The following is a 16568-nucleotide window of genomic DNA, read 5'->3' on the forward strand; positions in this document are numbered from 1 at the left end:
GGGGGCTACCCCGCGGCGGGGGGGGGGGGGGGGGGGGGGGGCGCCGCGGCATCGATCATGGGGATGGCCCTGCAGTGGACGTAAATAGGATTAATTCTAATTTACATCGCACAGCAGGACCAACCCCTTTATCACCTGTCAGGCAATGGCGGCGTCCACCAGCACTTGGGCTTCTTGCACCAGGCGCTGCAGATGCGCTTCGTCGATGAAGCTTTCGGCGTAGATCTTGTAGATGTCTTCAGTGCCCGATGGGCGTGCCGCAAACCAGCCATTGGCGGTCATCACCTTGAGGCCACCAATGGCCTGGCCGTTGCCCGGCGCATGGCTCAGCACCTGCACGATCGGCTCGCCGGCCAGTTCCGTGGACTTCACCTGCTCGGGCGCCAGCTTGCTAAGCAGCGTCTTCTGGCGGGCATCCGCCTTGGCCTCTACCCGGGTGGCGTAAGGTTTGCCAAGGGCTGCAGTCAGGTCCGCGTAGGCCTGGCCTGGGTTACGGCCGGTACGGGCAGTCATTTCAGCGGCCAGCAGCGCAGGGATCAGGCCATCCTTGTCGGTCGCCCAGACCGACCCATCACGGCGCAGGAACGAGGCCCCGGCGCTTTCTTCGCCACCAAAACCCAACGAGCCGTCGAACAGCCCCTGGGCGAAATATTTGAAGCCCACCGGCACTTCGTAGAGCTCACGGCCCAGCCGCTCGGTGACACGGTCGATCAAACCGCTGGACACCACGGTCTTGCCCACCGCTGCGTCGCTGCGCCATTGCGGGCGGTGGCGATACAGGTAATCGATGGCCACGGCCAGGTAGTTGTTGGGTTGCAGCAGCCCTTCAGGGGTGACGATACCGTGGCGGTCGTGGTCCGGGTCGCAGGCGAAGGCCACGTCAAAACGCTCGCGCAAGCCGATCAGGCCCTGCATGGCGTAAGGCGAGGAAGGGTCCATGCGGATCTGGCCGTCCCAGTCCACGCTCATGAAGCGGAAGGTTGGGTCTACCTCGGTGTTCACCACTTCCAGGTCGAGCTTGTAGTGTTCGGCAATGGCCGACCAGTAGCGCACCCCTGCCCCACCCAGCGGGTCGACGCCCAGGCGCAGCTTGGCTGCCCGGATCACGTCGAAGTCGATCACGTTCTCCAGGTCGGCCACGTAATGGCTGACATAGTCGTGGCGGTGGGTGGTCGGCGCCAGCAGCGCCTGGGCATGGTCAATGCGCTTGACCCCGGCAAGGTCCGCCGCCAGCAGTTCGTTGGCCTTGTTTTCGATCCACTTGGTGACGTCGCTGTCGGCGGGCCCACCGTTGGTGGGGTTGTACTTGAACCCACCGCTTTGGGGCGGGTTGTGCGACGGGGTAATGACGATGCCGTCGGCCAGGCCCTGCTCGCGCCCGCGGTTGTAGCACAGGATGGCGTGGGAGATGGCGGGTGTCGGGGTGTACTCGTCGTCCTTGGACAGCATCACCTGCACGCCGTTGGCGGCCAGCACCTCCAGGGCGCTGGCGGCAGCGGGTGCCGACAGGGCATGGGTGTCGGCGCCGATGAACAACGGGCCGTCGATGCCCTTTTCCTGGCGATACAGGCAGATGGCCTGGGTGATCGCCAGCACATGGTACTCGTTGAAGCTCAACTCGAAAGAGGTGCCCCGGTGCCCTGAGGTACCAAAGGCCACCCGCTGGGTCGCCACGGCCGCATCCGGGCGGCCGGTGTAATAGGCCGTGAGCAGGCGGGGGATATCAACCAGCACGCTGGCCGGTGCCGGCTTGCCTGCCAAAGGACTGAGCGTCATGCATAAACCTCGAGTTCAACGAATGGTGGGTGTTGGAACGTGCAGTGTACTGAGAGTTGCATGGTGGTGCGATGGGGCCAGTCAACAAACAACCTGGCAACCCGCCAGCTTCTGGGCGGTCTAGAGTGAAGCTCATCAGCCACTGCCTGCGAGGCCCCATGGCATTTCATCGTCTCACCCGTACCCACCCCAGGCTGACCATCGCCGCCATCGTCGGCCTGCTGGGTGGCTGGTTGATCCCAGGCGGCGACAGCGTGCAGCGCACTCTTACTGGCTGGAACCTGGGGGTATGGCTGTACCTGCTCCTGGTGCTGTGGTTGAGCTGGAACGCCAGCCCGGACAAAGTACGCAAGGTGGCCCGCACCGAGGACGAAAACGCCGGGCTGGTGTTACTCACCGTGTGCGTGGCCGCCATTGCCAGCCTGGTGGCAGTGACGTTCCAGCTGGTTTCGAGCCGTGGCTTGCACGGCGACGCCCTGGCGGTGCACTACCTGTACACCGGGCTGACGATTGCCGGCTCCTGGCTGCTGATCGGCTGCATCTTCAGCCTGCACTATGCGCGGCTGTTCTATGCCGGGCAGCACCCCGAGCCGCCGCTGCGGTTCGCCGATAACGAATGCAAACCTGACTACTGGGACTTCCATTACTTCTCTTTCACCATCAGCGTGGCGGTGCAAACCTCGGACGTGGGCGTAGCCGGGCGCAATCTGCGCCGGGTGGTGCTGGCGCACTCGTTGGTGGGGTTCGTGTTCAACACGGCCATCCTGGGGTTCACCATCAACATCGCGGCAGGGCTGTTGAATTGAGCTACCGCCTGTCCGAAACCCTCATGCGGGCGTGGAATGCAGCGCTGCCCCAGGGCGCCCAGAATTCGAGGTGTATGGGCCAGGAAAACGTTTGCCCCGCTCCAGCTGTTCAGGCTGTCGGCATACCCGCCTGTGACCTGGGTCATCCATTGATACATTTGTCATATTTGTGAACGAGAATCGCTCGGTGCAAGTGCTATGGTTACCTTCCCAGCGGTCGCATGACGCGGCCGCCCATCACCATCGTCCAGGCAAGGACAAGGAGGCTGGCATGAACAAGATGACGTTCCCCAACGCCTGCCAGGTGATGCGCTGGCACTTCCATCCGCTTGGCTTCGAAGCCAGCATGGATGCGCCTCGCAGCATGGTCGCGCGGCTGTTCGACCGTGGCACCGGTGTAACACTGCTGGCCATTGCCGGCATCCCCTGCACGGCCATCATGGCGGCAGCGGACGTCGAGCGCATCATCGAGGCGGTCGAAGCCGAAATCGATGCGTTCCAGCCAGCCTTCACACTGCGCGACGCAGGCTAGCCGACTGCAGCCAGCGCCGGGCCCATGGCCTGCAAACCGCTCATGAACTGCTCGGCCGGCACCGGCTGGCCCAGCAGGTACCCTTGCAGCGAATCACAGCCCAGGCGCGTGAGAAACGCCTGCTGCCCGCCGGTCTCTACACCTTCTGCAACGATGCGCAGCCCTAATGCCTGACCCAACGCCACAATGGCAGAAACGATGGCCGCATCCTCGCTGTCCTGCTCCAGTTCACGAACAAAGCCACGGTCGATCTTCAACTCGTTGGCCGGTAGCCGCTTGAGGTACAGCAAACTGGAGTAGCCCGTACCAAAGTCGTCGATAGACAGGTCTACCCCCATCTCGGAAAGCCGTCGCAGCACGGCCAGGCTGACGTCAGCGTCATGCATTGCGGTGGTTTCCGTCACTTCCAGGGTCAGGCAGTTGGCCGGCAGGTGGTTGCGCGCCAGGGCGCTGGCCACGCTGTCAACCAACCCCGCATGGCAGAACTGGATCGCCGACAGGTTCACCGCAATACGCCAGCCGACATGCCCTTCGTTCAACCACTGGCGCATCTGCCGGCAGGCCTCATCCAGCACCCACTCACCAATGGGCAAGATCAGCCCGGTCTTCTCCGCAAGGCCAATGAAGCGGTCGGGCAACAGCAGGCCGTGTTGAGGGTGTTCCCAGCGCAACAAGGCTTCGGCACCGATCGGCTGGCAGGCCCTGGCGTCGAACTTGGGCTGATAATGCAGGCGCAACTGCCGGCGCTCCACGGCATGGCGCAGGTCCTGCAGCAGTTGCAACTGCTGGCGGGCGTTGCTGTTCATCGACACGTCGAAAAAACTGTAGCCGTTCTTGCCCGCGCTCTTGGCGTGGTACATGGCAGCGTCCGCATTGCGCAGCAGTTCGTGTTGGTCAAGGCCATTGCCCGGGTACAGCACAATGCCCAGGCTGGCCGACAATTGCAGCTCGTGGTCGGCCACCTGGAAGGGTCGGGACACCAGGTTGACCTGCTTGACTGCCACATCCATGGCATCGGTTGGGGTCTGCAGCTCAACCAGCAGCACGAACTCGTCGCCGCCGATACGCGCCAGGGTGTCCTGGCTGTGCAAGTGACCGCGCAGGCGAGCGGCCACTGCCTTGAGCAACAAGTCGCCAATGTGGTGGCCAAAGGCATCGTTCACCGGTTTGAAACCGTCCAGGTCAATGAACATCAGTGCAAAGCACCCGCCCTGCTCCGCCACCTTGGCAATCGCCTGCTCGATCCGGTCCGCCAACAGGCTGCGGTTGGGCAACGCAGTCAGGGTGTCGTGCAGCGCCAGTTGGGTAAGCTCCTGGTTGGCCAGGGTCAGCGACCTGGCCAGCTCCGCGGTACGTACCTCAAGGCGGGCGTCCAGCACCGACGTCAGCAAGGCGACCGCCAGCACAGCCAGGGTGGGGATCAATACCAGGTAGACCAACCCGTCGCCCTGCAGGCCACCAGGCAAGGCGCCACAATAGCTACCCACCGGGAAACTTGCCGCGGCCATGCCCGTGTAGTGCATGCCGACGATCGCCAGGCCCATCACCACCGCAGCCAGGCCCCGAACCTGCCTGACATACGGCGTTTGCCTGCGCAGCCGGAAGGCGATCCACAACGCGGCAGCCGACGCCACCACGGCAATCAGCAGCGATGCCATGAACAGTGAGGGGTCGTAGTCGATCCCCGGCAGCATGCGCAGCGCCGCCATGCCGGTGTAATGCATGCTGGCAATGCCGCCGCCCATGATCAGCGCCCCGAACGCCAGCTGTAGCCAGGGCAGGCGTGGCTGGCTGACCAACCACAGGGCAAAGCCTGAGGACAGCACTGCAATCAGCAGTGACAGCGCGGTCAGGGGCAGGTCATACCCCAGGTCGACCGGAAGGCTCAGGGCAAGCATGCCCACAAAATGCATGGACCACACCCCGGTCCCCATGGCCAGCGCGCCGCCCACCGTCCACAAGGCAGCCGCACGGCCTTTGGCCGTGGCGATGCGGCCGGTGAGGTCAAGGGCGGTATAGGACGCCAGGATTGCCACGCACAGCGAAATCAACACCAGCGAAGAGGAATAGCTAGCGGTCAGCATTTGAGTTTCCGGAGACGGGCCGGGGCGGCCCGGAAAAAGCTGACGATTGTACTCAAGCTTTGGCGAAACGCACGGGGTTTTTGCTAACGAAAATGGGCCGCCCGGTGGGTCATTCCTGCTCGCTGAACGCCTGCTGTGCCTGCCAACCGCCGCCCAGTGCCGCCACCAGTTGCACACTGGCCACCAGGCGCCCTTGCAGCAGGTTGAGTGCACTGCGTTCGTTGCTCAGGGCGGTAGCCTGCACGTTGACCACATCCAGGTAGCCGATCAGCCCCGCGCGGTACTGGTTCTCGGTCAGGCGCAGGGATTCGCGGGCCGCTTCCAGGGCTTCCTGGCGCACCACCGCCTCGTCACCGTACACCTTCAACTGCACCAGCAGGTTTTCCACCTCCTTGAACCCGTCCAGCACCGTCTGCCGGTACTGCGCCACGGTCTGGTCATACACCGCCACGGTACGGTCGACCTCGGCGCTGCGCTTGCCGGCATCGAACAGCGTGAGCGCCAGTTGCGGGCCAACGGACCAGTAACGGTTGGGCAATTCGATCCAGTTGCTGAAGCTGCTGCTAGAGTAACCGCCGTTCATGCTCAGGCTCAGGTCTGGGAAGTACGCGGCGCGAGAAACGCCGATATTGGCGTTGGCCGCCATCACGTTGCGCTCGGCGGCTGCGATGTCGGGGCGCCTTTCGAGCAGCTGTGACGGCAACGCCACGGGTATCTGCGGCAAGGCCGGGATATCCTTGCTATCGGCCAAGGCAAACTGCGCTGGCGTCTTGCCCAGCAACACAGCGATGGCGTTCTCGAACTGGGCACGCTGCCACGCCAGGTCGATCAGGTCGGCCTGAGTGCTCTTGAGCTGGGTACGCGCCTGGGCCACCGCATCGGGGCCGGCAATACCGGCACGGTACTGGTTCTGGTTCATGCGCAGCGACCGCTCGTAGGCGGCGACGGTGGCCTCCAGCAAGCGTTTATGTTCATCGATCACCCGCAGTTGCAGGTAGTTCTGCACCAGCTCGGACTGCTGGCTCAGGCGCATGGCCGCAAGGTCAGCCAGGCTGGCGTCGGCGCTGGCTTCGTTGGCATTGAGCGTTTCGCGCAGCTTGCCCCACAGGTCGATCTCCCAACTGACGCCCAACTGGGCGTTGTAGGTATTGCGGATGCCGCTGCTGTTGGTAGACAAGCTGGAACTGGAACTGCCGGTGCCCTGGGCCGAGCGGTTTTTGTTAACGCTCAGGTTCAGGCTGGGGAACAAGCCGGCGCGGCTGCTGCGCACCAACGCCTGGGCCTGGCGATACTGGGCTTCGGCCTGGGCAACGCTCTGGTTATTGCTGTTGAGTTCCGCCACCAGCGCATTCAGCCGGGTGTCGCCGTAGATCTCCCACCAGGCGCCCCGGGCGATGGCATCGCCAGGCTTGGCAAGGGTCCAGCCGTCGGCGTGCTTGAATTGCGCAGTGCCGGCAAGCTCAGGGCGATGATAGTCGGGCGCCAGGGTGCAGGCGCTGAGCAGCGCCACGCTGAATGCGGCACCCAGCAGGCGCGAGCCGCGCCCTCGGGTCAGCACCTGCAAGGCACGGTGCAGTGGAGTCTTGGCAAAAGTCATAGCGGGGTTTCCAGTGCCGCGTCGGTGCGCACACCGCGCCAACGGTTGAAGCGGTGGCGCAGGCGGTCCAGGTACAGGTAGACCACCGGCGTCGTGTAAAGGGTCAGAATCTGGCTGAACACCAGGCCGCCGATGATGGTCAGCCCCAGGGGCTGGCGCATTTCCGCACCTTCGGCCTGGCTCAGCAGCAACGGCAGCGCACCGAGTATGGCGGCCAGCGTAGTCATGAGGATTGGCCGCAGGCGCAGCAGGCAGGCCCGGCGGATCGACTCTTCGGGCGACAGGCCCTGGTGCCGCTCCAGTTGCAGCGCCAGGTCGATCATCAGGATGGCGTTCTTTTTCACCACGCCGATCAGCAGGAACAACCCCAGCAGCGAGATCAGGCTGAACTCGCCACCGGTCAGGTACAGCGCCAGCAGCGCGCCGACGCCGGCCGACGGCAAGGTCGACAGAATCGTCAGCGGGTGAATGTAGCTTTCGTAGAGAATGCCCAGCACCAGATACACCAGCACCAGTGCACCGAGAATCATGAACGGCTGGCCTTGCTGGGTTTTGGCGAAGGCATCAGCCGTGCCACCCAGCTTGGCGATCACACCCTCTGGCAAGCCCAGTTTCGCTACTGCACGCTCCACGGCGGACAGTGCCTGGTCGGGGCTGAACCCTTCGGCCACGTCGAAGGCGATGTCCTCGGAAGCGAACTGGTCTTCGTGGCTGACACGGTCGTTGGCCAGGCTGTTCTCGTAATGGGCGATGGTCGACAGCGGCACCCGCGCGCCGTCTGCAGTGATGACCTGCACCTGCTCCAGCGTGCTGGGGTCCCAGGCATACTTGGGGTTTATTTCCAGCACCACCTGGTACTGGTTGAGGCTGTCGTAGATGGTCGAGATCTGCCGCTGGCTATAGGCGTTGTTCAGCACCGTGGTGACCATCTGCATGTCGATGCCAAGGCGCTTGGCCTGGTCCCGGTCGACCACCAGGGTCACCTGCTGGGTGCCAGCACCGTCGCGGGCGTCGATAGCCGTCAGTTCAGGCAAGGCGCGCAGCGCCGCGACGACCTTCGGGAACCACAGGCGCAGGGCGGCCAGGTCGCCACTCTGCAGGGTATACAGGTACTGGGAAGAGCTCTGGTCCCTGCCACCGCCGCCCAGTTGCAGGTCCTGGTCGGCCATCAGGAACAACCGCCCGCCCGGCACCTTGGGCATTTCCTTGCGCAGCCGCTCGATGACCTTCTGCGCATCGAGCTTACGCTCGCCGATGGGCTTCAGGCGCACCAGTACCATGGCGTTGTTGGTGCCACTGTTGCCGCCGATAAAGCCGGCCACGCTCTGCACCGCCGGGTCGGCGAGCAAGGCGCGGCGGTAGGTTTCCATCTTTGGCTGCATCACGCTGAACGACAGGCCGTCGTCCCCACGGATGAAGCCCATCAGCTGACCGGTGTCCTGTTGCGGCATCAGGGTCTTGGGCACCACCACGTACAGCGCGATGTTCACGCCGATGGTGGCCAGCAGGCTGAGCAAGGTCAGGCGGCGATGGCGCAGGGCCCAACCCAGGCTACGGTCGTAGGCGCCGACCATGCGCTGGTGCACCGCATCGCTCCAGCGCTGTAGGCGGGTTTGCTCGGCCTGGTGCGGCTTGAGCCAGCGGGCGCAGAGCATGGGGGTGAGGGTCAGCGACACCAGCAGCGAGACCATGATCGCCGCTGCCAGGGTGATCGAGAACTCCTGGAACAGGTTGCGCACGATGCCACCCATGAACAGGATGGACACGAACACGGCCACCAGCGACACGTTCATCGACAGCAGCGTGAAGCCGACTTCCTTGGCACCCAGGAATGCCGCCTTCATCGGTGGCTGGCCGCCCTCGATGTGGCGGGAAATGTTCTCCAGCACCACGATGGCATCGTCCACCACCAAGCCAGTGGCCAGGATCAGCGCCATCAGTGACAGGTTGTTGAGCGAGAACCCGCACAGGTACATCACCGCGAAGGTACCTACCAGGGATACCGGCACCGCCAGGCTGGGGATCAGCGAAGCGCGCAGGCTACCCAGGAACAGGTACACCACCAGGATCACCAGCACCACGGCAATCAGCAGGGTGTGTTCGGCCTCCTTGAGGGTGGCCTTGATCACCGGTGAACGGTCCATGGCCACGTTCAGTTGCACGCTTGCCGGCAGCAGCGACTGCAAGGCGGGCAGTTGCGCCTTTATCTGGTCCACGGTCTGGATGATGTTCGCCCCGGCCTGGCGGTTGACCACCAGCAGTACCGCGCTCTGATCGTTGAAGAAGCCACTGTTGTAGCGGTTTTCCACGCCATCGGTGATGGTCGCCACATCGGACAGCCGCAGGATGGTGCCATTCTGCTGGCGGATCACCACCGGCCCGTAATCCTGCGCACGCTCCAGCTGGTCGTTGGCGCGCACCTGCCAACTGCGCTCGGCATCCTCGACGAAGCCCATGGGCCGGCGCTGGTTGGCGTTGGCGACCGCAGTACGCACCTCGTCCAGCGACAGGCCGTACTGGCTGAGCAACTGTGGCTCCACAGAAATACGCACGGCCGGCAACGAGCTGCCGCCAATCTGCACCTCCCCTACCCCAGGCACCTGGGCCAGGCTCTGGGACAGGATCGTGTCGGCCAAGTCGTACAGCTGGCCTTTCTGCAACACATCCGAGGTCAGCGACAACACCATCACCGGTGCCTGGGACGGGTTGATCTTCTTGTAGGTGGGCATGCTGCGCATGCCGCTGGGCAACAGGTTACGGGTGGCGTTGATGGCCGCCTGCACTTCGCGGGCCGCGCCATCGATGTCGCGCCCTAGCTCGAAACCGATGATCACCCGGGTTGAGCCCTGGTTGGAGCTGCTGGTGAGCGTGGTGACGCCCGCGATACTGCCCAGTTTGCGCTCCAGCGGGGTCGCGACCGTGGATGCCATGACCTCCGGGCTGGCACCGGGCAGGTTGGCCGATACGACGATTACCGGGAAGTCCATCTGCGGCAACGGCGACACCGGAAGCAGGCCGAAGCTCACGGCGCCCAGCAGCATGATCGCCAGGCTCAGCAGCATGGTCGCCACTGGCCGGCGAATGAAAGGACCAGACAGGTTCATCGGCCACTCCCGGGCACTGGTGTCAGGGCGCTCATACCGGCTCCTGCACCGGGCGCTGCCTGCCGAAGCGGCGTGCCAGGCGGTCGAAGTACAGGTAGATGACTGGCGTGGTGAACAGTGTCAGCACCTGGCTGACCAGCAACCCGCCGACCATGACCAGGCCCAACGGCTGGCGCAATTCAGCGCCGGAGCCTGTGGCCAGCATCAGCGGCACTGCGCCGAACAGCGCGGCCAGGGTGGTCATCAGAATGGGCCGGAAACGCAGCAGTGCCGCTTGATAGATAGCATCCCGTGGGGCCATGCCCTGATGCCGCTCGGCTTCCAGGGCAAAGTCGATCATCATGATGGCGTTTTTCTTGACGATACCGATCAGCAGGATGATGCCGATGATGGCGATCATGCCCAGGTCGTTGCCGCTGATCAGCAAGGCCAACAGGGCCCCAACCGCCGCCGAGGGCAAGGTTGAAAGAATGGTCACCGGGTGGATGTAACTTTCGTACAGCACGCCCAGCACGATGTACATGGTCACCACCGCCGCCAGAATCAGCAGCAAAGTGCTGGACAGCGAAGCCTGGAACGCCTGCGCGGCGCCCTGGAAACGGGTTTGCACACCCAAGGGCATGCCGATGGCCTGTTGCACCTGCTCGATCACCTGCACCGCTTCGCCTAGCGAGGCGCCATGGGCCAGGTTGAACGACAGGGTCACCGCCGGGAACTGGCCGATATGGGAAATGGCCAGCTGTGCCTGGCGCTGCTCGATGCGCGCCAGCGCCGAGAGCCGCACCTGGCCACCCTCGCTGGCCTTCACGTGAATCGACTCCAGGGCCTGCGGGCCGATCACCGCTGCGTTCTCAGCCTGCAACACCACCCGATACTGGCTGGCCTGGGTGTAGATGGTGGAGATCTGCCGCTGGCCGAAAGCGTCATACAGCGCGTTGGTGATCTGCGACACGCTTACGCCCAGGCGGCTGGCCAGGTCCCGGTCTATGACCAGGTACACCTGCAGCCCCTGGTCCTGCAGGTCGCTGGCCACGTCGGCCAGCTCCGGGCGTTGCTGCAAGGCCTGCACCAGCTTGCCGCTCCACTGGCCCAGCAGGTCGGCATCCGGTGAAGACAGGGTGAACTGGTACTGGGTACGGCTAACCCGGTCCTCGATGCTCAGGTCCTGCACCGGCTGCATGAACAGGCGGATGCCCACCAGCTTGTCGAGTTGGGGCTGCAGGCGGCTGATCACCTCGCTGGCGGTGACGTCACGGTCACCGTGGGGCTTGAGGTTGATCAGCAAGCGGCCGCTGTTGAGGGTGGCGTTGTCGCCATCCACGCCAATGTAGGACGACAGGCTCTGCACCGCAGGGTCCTGCAGGATGACCCGGCTCAAGGCTTGCTGACGCTCGCTCATGGCGGCGAACGAGGTGGACTGCGGTGCCTCGGAGATGCCCTGGATAACGCCGGTGTCCTGCACCGGGAAGAAGCCCTTGGGCACCACCATGTACAGGATCACGGTGAGCGCCAGGCTGGCCACGGCCACCAGCAGGGTCAGCGGCTGGCGCTTGAGCACCCATTGCAGGGCGTTGCCGTAGTGCTTGATCAGCCAGTCGATCCAGGCGCCGCTGGCACGGTAAAAGCGCCCCTGCTCCTCGGGCGTGGGCTCGCGCTTCAGCAGCCGTGCGCACATCATCGGGGTGAGGGTTAGCGACACCACCAGGGAAATCAGGATCGCCACTGCCAGGGTGATGGCGAATTCCCGGAACAGGCGGCCCACCACATCGGCCATGAACAGCAGCGGGATAAGCACGGCAATCAGCGAGAAGGTCAGGGAAATGAGGGTGAAGCCGATCTGCCGGGCACCCTTCAGGGCCGCCTGCATCGGCGTTTCGCCTTCTTCGATGTGCCGGGAAATGTTCTCCAGCATGACGATGGCATCATCCACCACAAAGCCGGTGGCGATGGTCAGGGCCATCAGGGTGAGGTTGTTCACCGAGAACCCTGCCAGGTACATGACCCCGAAGGTGCCGACCAACGACAACGGCACTGCAATCGACGGGATGAGGGTTGCGCTGACCCGGCGCAGGAACAGGAACGTCACCATCACCACCAGGGCAATGGCGATCAGCAGCTCATGCTGCACGTCGCGCACGGCGGCGCGGATGGTCTGGGTGCGGTCGGTGAGCACCGACACGTCCAGGCCGGCAGGCAGGTTGTCGGTGATCGACGGCAGCAGGCTCTTGATGCGGTCCACCACCTCGATCACGTTGGCACCGGGCTGGCGCTGAATGTTCAGCAGCACTGCGTGGTTTTCGTTGGCCCAGGCGGCCAGGCGCTCGTTTTCGGCGCCGTCGACGATTTCGGCGACGTCTTTCAGGCGCAGGGGCGCGCCGTTCTTGTACGTGAGGATGAGGTTGGCGTATTCCGCGGGCGAGCGCAGCTGGTCGTTGGCATCCAGCATGGACACCCGCGTGGGGCCGTCAAAGTTGCCTTTGGGCTGGTTGACGTTGGAGGCACCAATGAGGGTGCGCACGTCTTCCAGGTTGAGCCCGTTGGCAGCCAAGGCATCGACGTTGACCTTGATGCGCACGGCCTGGCGCTGGCCCCCGGCGATGCTCACCATGCCCACCCCGCTGATCTGCGCCAGCTTTTGCGCGACGCGGGTATCGACCAGGTCGTTCAGCTTGGGCAGCGGCATGGTCTTGCTGGAAATGGCCAGGGTCAGCACCGGGGTGTCGGCGGGGTTGACCTTGTTGTACACCGGCGGTGCCGGCAGGTCGCTCGGCAGCAGGTTGCTGGCCGCGTTGATGGCCGCCTGCACCTGTTGCTCGGCGACGTCCATGTTCATGTCCAGGTTGAAGCGCAGGGTAAGCACCGAAGCGCCACCGGAGCTGGTCGACGCCATTTGCTCAAGGCCCGGCATCTGGCCGAACTGCCGTTCCAGCGGTGCGGTGACCGCGCTGGTCATCACCTGTGGGCTGGCGCCAGGGTACAGCGTCATGACCCTGATGGTGGGGTAATCCACTTGCGGCAAGGCAGACACCGGCAGCAGGCGGTAGGCAATCAAACCGGCCAGCACGATGGCCAGCATGCTCAGGGTGGTGGCGACCGGCCGCAGGATGAACAGGCGCGAGAGGTTCATGCGCCCGCCTTGCCTGCCGTGTCAGCGGACTGCGCCGAACCCTTGGTGTCCTGGCCCTGCAGGTGCTGGCCAGGCGTGGCCGGTACCTGGGAACTGTCGTCAACCACTTCCACCTTGGTGCCTTCACGCAGGCGGTCGGTGCCCTCCAGCACCAACCGGTCCCCGGCGGCGAGGCCTTCGAGCACCACGCTGTTCTCCCCGTCGCTGGGGCCCACTTTCAGCTTGCGGATGTTCACGGTGTTCTCGGCATTGACCACATAGGCAAACGTGCCGTCGGTGCCAAACTGAATGGCCGCGGCAGGCGCCATTACCACTTGCTTGAGTGTGTCGGCCAGCAAGCGCACGTTGACGAACTGGTTGGGGAACAGGGCCATGTCCTTGTTCTCGAAGCGGCCCTTGAACTTCAAGGTGCCAGTGGTGGTGTCGATCTGGTTGTCGATGCTGCCCAGCACACCGGTAGCCTGCAGCTTGCTGTCACCGCGGTCCCAAGCCTCCACGGGCAGGCTGGCACCGCTGCGGTAGCGTTCCAGCACCGTGCCCAGCTCGGTTTCAGGCAAGGTGAACGCGACGTTGATCGGCTCAGTCTGGGTGATGATGACCAGCGCGGTGGAGTCGTTGGCCGCCACCAGGTTGCCGAGGTCGAGCTGGCGCAGGCCGACGCGACCACTGATGGGCGCACGAATCTGGGTGAAGTCGAGGTTCAGCCGAGCGTCATTGACCTGCGCCTGGTTGGTCTTGACCAAGCCCTGAAACTGCGCCACTTGTGCCTGGGCGGTATCGAGCGTCTGCTTGGCGATGCTGTCCTCGGCGAACAGGCCCTTGTAGCGGGCCAGGTCAACCTGGGCGTTCTGCAACTGGGCCTGGTTTTGCGCCAGCGTACCTTCGGCTTGTTGCAGGGCAATGCGGTAGGGGCGTGGGTCGATCTCGGCCAGCAGGTCGCCTGCCTTGACGTGCTGCCCTTCCTTGAAGTGAATCTTCACCAGCTCCCCGGCCACGCGGCTGCGCACGTTGACCGTATTAGTGGCCGTAACCGTGCCCAACGCTTTGTAGTACAGCGGGAAATCACCCACCTTGACGGGTTCGACACGTACCGGTACCGGGTCGCTGGAACCACCGAAGCCAGGGCGCCCGCCCTGCCGACCGGCGTCTTTACCGGGCGCGCTCGAGGCTGGCCAGAGCCACCAGGCCAGGGCTGCGATCAGCAACACGATCAGCAGGCCGACGAGCCAGCGACGGGAGGAGCGGGATTTGGGCGCTTGCATGGGTTGAACGAGCCTTGTTCGGAGTGACGACTTGGAGAGGGTGAACGATAAGCACTATCGACGGTTAAGCAAAGGGCCTTTACCAGAGGTTTACCTTTGCCTGACGTTGGCAAGGCCCTGAACTTTAAATGAAAACGGCCCGGAAAGCGTTCCGGGCCGTTACAGGGTGTTGCGTGTGGCGCAGGGTGGCAGCACAAACGCAGCCACCCTGCCCTGCCCCCTTACTTCAGGGCAGCCAGAGCGGCCTCGTAGTTGGGTTCGTTGCCGATTTCAGCAACCAGCTCGCTGTGCAGCACCTTGTCGTTTTCATCCAGCACCACCACAGCGCGGGCGGCCAAGCCGGCCAGCGGGCCGTCAGCGATGGCTACGCCGTACTGCTCGAGGAACTCGCGGCCACGCAAGGTCGACAGGTTCTTCACGTTTTCCAGGCCTTCGGCACCGCAGAAGCGCGCCTGGGCGAATGGCAGGTCGGCGGAGATGCACAGCACAACGGTGTTGTTCAGGCCATTGGCCTGTGCGTTGAACTCGCGCACCGAGGTCGCGCAGGTTGGCGTGTCAACGCTTGGGAAGATGTTCAGCACCTTGCGCTGGCCAGCGTAGTCTTTCAGCGACTTGTCAGCCAGGCCTTCGCCGACCAGGGAGAACGCCGGCGCCTGGGCACCAGTTTGTGGCAGGTTGCCGTTGACCTGGACCGGGTTGCCTTTGAGAGTCACTTGAGCCATGACGAAATCCTTTATGGAGGGTGTGTAAAGGACAGTGAGTTAAGCATGAAGGCAGCCGAGTGCCTATGGGTTGGCTTGAAAATGTTCGATAGCCGCACAAAGGGTGCGGGCAAAAAAATGCCCGGGCCGCTTGTAGCAGCCCAGGCACGGTTACAGCGTGCTGGTTAGCCCAGCAGGCCGTACACCACCGAGGTCAGCGCCACCAGGCCGATGACCGTGACAAACACGTTGGACAACGCCCCACTGTACTTGCGCATGGAAGGCACGCGGCGGATGGCGTACATCGGCATCAGGAACAGCAGCACAGCGATCACCGGGCCGCCCCACGACTCGATCATGCCGAGAATGCTCGGGTTGAGCGTGGCAACGATCCAGCACACCACCAGCATCAGTGCGGCCACCACACGGTCCAGCGCCTTGCTACCCAGGCGCGCACCCGACTTGGCGAAGATGCCTTTCAGGCCTTCGCTGGCGCCGATGTAGTGCCCAAGGAACGACTTGGCGATGGCAATGAAGGCAATCAGCGGTGCCGCGAACGCAATGGTCGGGTTGCTGAAGTGGTTGGCCAGGTACGACAAAATCGACAGGTTCTGGGCCTTGGCTTCGGCCAACTGTGCGCTATCGAGGGTTAGTACGCAGCTGAACACGAAGAACAGCACCATCGCCACCATCAGCAGGTGGGCACGTGCCAGGATCTGGCCGCTGCGGGCGTCGGCATGCTCACCGTAACGGCGCTTCTGGTCGACGGCGAAGGCCGAGATGATCGGTGAATGGTTGAACGAGAACACCATCACCGGTATAGCCAGCCAAACGGTGTGCAAGAACGCCGACCCGCTCGGCACCTGGTGGGCGCTGTCGAGGATGCCGCCCGTCCAGTGCGGCACCAGGTACAGGCCCAGCAGCGCCAGGGCGACGATGAAGGGGTACACCAGCAGGCTCATGATGCGCACCGTGGCTTGCTCGCCGCAGCGCACGATCGCCAGCAGGCCAAGGATCAGCACCAGCGAAAGCACGGCGCGGGGCGGCGGCGCCATGTGCAGTTGGTGCTCCATGAAGCTGCTGACGGTGTTGGTCAGTGCAACGCTGTAGATGAGCAGGATGGGGAAAATGGCGAAGAAGTACAACACGGTGATCAAGGCACCGGCCTTGATCCCGAAGTGTTCTTCGACCACCTCGGTGATGTCCCCGCCGTTGCGCCCGGACAGCACGAAACGGGTCAGCCCGCGGTGGGCATAATAGGTCATCGGGAAGGCCAGCGCGGCCAGCACCAGCAGCGGCCAGAAGCCGCCCAACCCGGCATTGATGGGCAGGAACAAGGTTCCGGCGCCAATGGCTGTGCCGAACAGGCCCAGCATCCAGGTAGTGTCGTGACGCGACCAGTTGCCAAGGGTGGCGGCGGTCGATTCTGCATGGCGTTGCTGAACGCCTTGGGCCTGCTCATTCATTCCGGGTGAAGCTCCACTCGCAAGACTGTAACAGGCTGAGAATGGCGAAATGTCGGCTCCGCCCAACTCAACCGGAAAAGAGGGGCGCGATTGTGCACTGAAAGGTTGCACTT

10 protein-coding genes are annotated in these 16568 nt (G+C 63.9%); 2 read left to right on the plus strand and 8 right to left on the minus strand.

All coding sequences use genetic code 11. The features are described 5' to 3' along the window. Positions 1-138 precede the first annotated feature (138 nt). Positions 139-1776 carry a phosphoglucomutase (alpha-D-glucose-1,6-bisphosphate-dependent) gene (gene pgm, locus IAE38_RS19310; RefSeq protein WP_201161598.1) on the minus strand — a complete coding sequence of 546 codons (1638 nt, stop codon included), beginning with the start codon at positions 1774-1776 and terminating at the stop codon, positions 139-141. A 158-nt stretch (positions 1777-1934) separates the two neighbouring features. On the opposite strand from pgm, the gene IAE38_RS19315 reads away from it, so the two are divergent. After that, the gene (locus IAE38_RS19315; RefSeq protein WP_201218740.1) at positions 1935-2582 is read left to right on the plus strand and encodes a DUF1345 domain-containing protein; all 648 of its coding nucleotides are present in this window, start codon (positions 1935-1937) and stop codon (positions 2580-2582) included. A gap of 271 nt (positions 2583-2853) precedes the next feature. Continuing rightward, positions 2854-3114, plus strand: a complete 261-nt coding sequence (locus IAE38_RS19320; RefSeq protein WP_028633826.1) for a DUF1652 domain-containing protein — start codon at positions 2854-2856, stop codon at positions 3112-3114. Here the strand turns inward: IAE38_RS19320 and IAE38_RS19325 are convergent. From IAE38_RS19325 to IAE38_RS19355, 7 genes are all read right to left on the minus strand, one after another. After that, positions 3111-5198, minus strand: a complete 2088-nt coding sequence (locus IAE38_RS19325; RefSeq protein WP_201218742.1) for a putative bifunctional diguanylate cyclase/phosphodiesterase — start codon at positions 5196-5198, stop codon at positions 3111-3113. The genes IAE38_RS19320 and IAE38_RS19325 overlap by 4 nt on opposite strands. A gap of 109 nt (positions 5199-5307) precedes the next feature. Then, entirely contained in the window at positions 5308-6795 is a 1488-nt protein-coding gene (locus tag IAE38_RS19330; RefSeq protein WP_201218744.1) for an efflux transporter outer membrane subunit, read from the minus strand. After that, a complete protein-coding gene (locus tag IAE38_RS19335; protein WP_201161594.1) occupies positions 6792-9899 on the minus strand; it encodes an efflux RND transporter permease subunit in 3108 nt (1035 codons plus the stop codon). Before IAE38_RS19335 ends, IAE38_RS19330 begins: the two co-directional genes overlap by 4 nt. Before the next feature lie 31 nt (positions 9900-9930). Then, positions 9931-13026, minus strand: a complete 3096-nt coding sequence (locus tag IAE38_RS19340; protein WP_201218746.1) for an MdtB/MuxB family multidrug efflux RND transporter permease subunit — start codon at positions 13024-13026, stop codon at positions 9931-9933. Further along, positions 13023-14288, minus strand: coding sequence for an MdtA/MuxA family multidrug efflux RND transporter periplasmic adaptor subunit (locus IAE38_RS19345; protein ID WP_201161592.1), 1266 nt, complete (start codon positions 14286-14288; stop codon positions 13023-13025). The genes IAE38_RS19340 and IAE38_RS19345 overlap by 4 nt, the downstream gene beginning before the upstream one ends. A 221-nt stretch (positions 14289-14509) precedes the next feature. Further along, a complete protein-coding gene (tpx, locus tag IAE38_RS19350; RefSeq protein ID WP_201218749.1) occupies positions 14510-15010 on the minus strand; it encodes a thiol peroxidase in 501 nt (166 codons plus the stop codon). Between the two features lie 164 nt (positions 15011-15174). Further along, positions 15175-16455: a serine/threonine transporter gene (locus IAE38_RS19355; RefSeq protein WP_028633819.1), complete on the minus strand. Its 1281-nt coding sequence runs from the start codon at positions 16453-16455 to the stop codon at positions 15175-15177. Positions 16456-16568 lie beyond the last annotated feature (113 nt).

The organism is Pseudomonas sp. S32 (genome assembly GCF_016648095.1).
GTDB classification, from domain to species: domain Bacteria; phylum Pseudomonadota; class Gammaproteobacteria; order Pseudomonadales; family Pseudomonadaceae; genus Aquipseudomonas; species Aquipseudomonas parafulva.

Excerpts from the sequence above, each read along its gene's own strand:
- IAE38_RS19335 (WP_201161594.1), bottom strand. The coding sequence starts at position 9,899 with ATGAACCTGTCTGGTCCTTTCATTCGCCGGCCAGTGGCGACCATGCTG.
- IAE38_RS19325 (WP_201218742.1), bottom strand. The coding sequence starts at position 5,198 with ATGCTGACCGCTAGCTATTCCTCTTCGCTGGTGTTGATTTCGCTGTGC.
- IAE38_RS19345 (WP_201161592.1), bottom strand. The coding sequence starts at position 14,288 with ATGCAAGCGCCCAAATCCCGCTCCTCCCGTCGCTGGCTCGTCGGCCTG.
- pgm (WP_201161598.1), bottom strand. The coding sequence starts at position 1,776 with ATGACGCTCAGTCCTTTGGCAGGCAAGCCGGCACCGGCCAGCGTGCTG.
- IAE38_RS19340 (WP_201218746.1), bottom strand. The coding sequence starts at position 13,026 with ATGAACCTCTCGCGCCTGTTCATCCTGCGGCCGGTCGCCACCACCCTG.
- IAE38_RS19320 (WP_028633826.1), top strand. The coding sequence starts at position 2,854 with ATGAACAAGATGACGTTCCCCAACGCCTGCCAGGTGATGCGCTGGCAC.
- tpx (WP_201218749.1), bottom strand. The coding sequence starts at position 15,010 with ATGGCTCAAGTGACTCTCAAAGGCAACCCGGTCCAGGTCAACGGCAAC.
- IAE38_RS19330 (WP_201218744.1), bottom strand. The coding sequence starts at position 6,795 with ATGACTTTTGCCAAGACTCCACTGCACCGTGCCTTGCAGGTGCTGACC.
- IAE38_RS19315 (WP_201218740.1), top strand. The coding sequence starts at position 1,935 with ATGGCATTTCATCGTCTCACCCGTACCCACCCCAGGCTGACCATCGCC.
- IAE38_RS19355 (WP_028633819.1), bottom strand. The coding sequence starts at position 16,455 with ATGAATGAGCAGGCCCAAGGCGTTCAGCAACGCCATGCAGAATCGACC.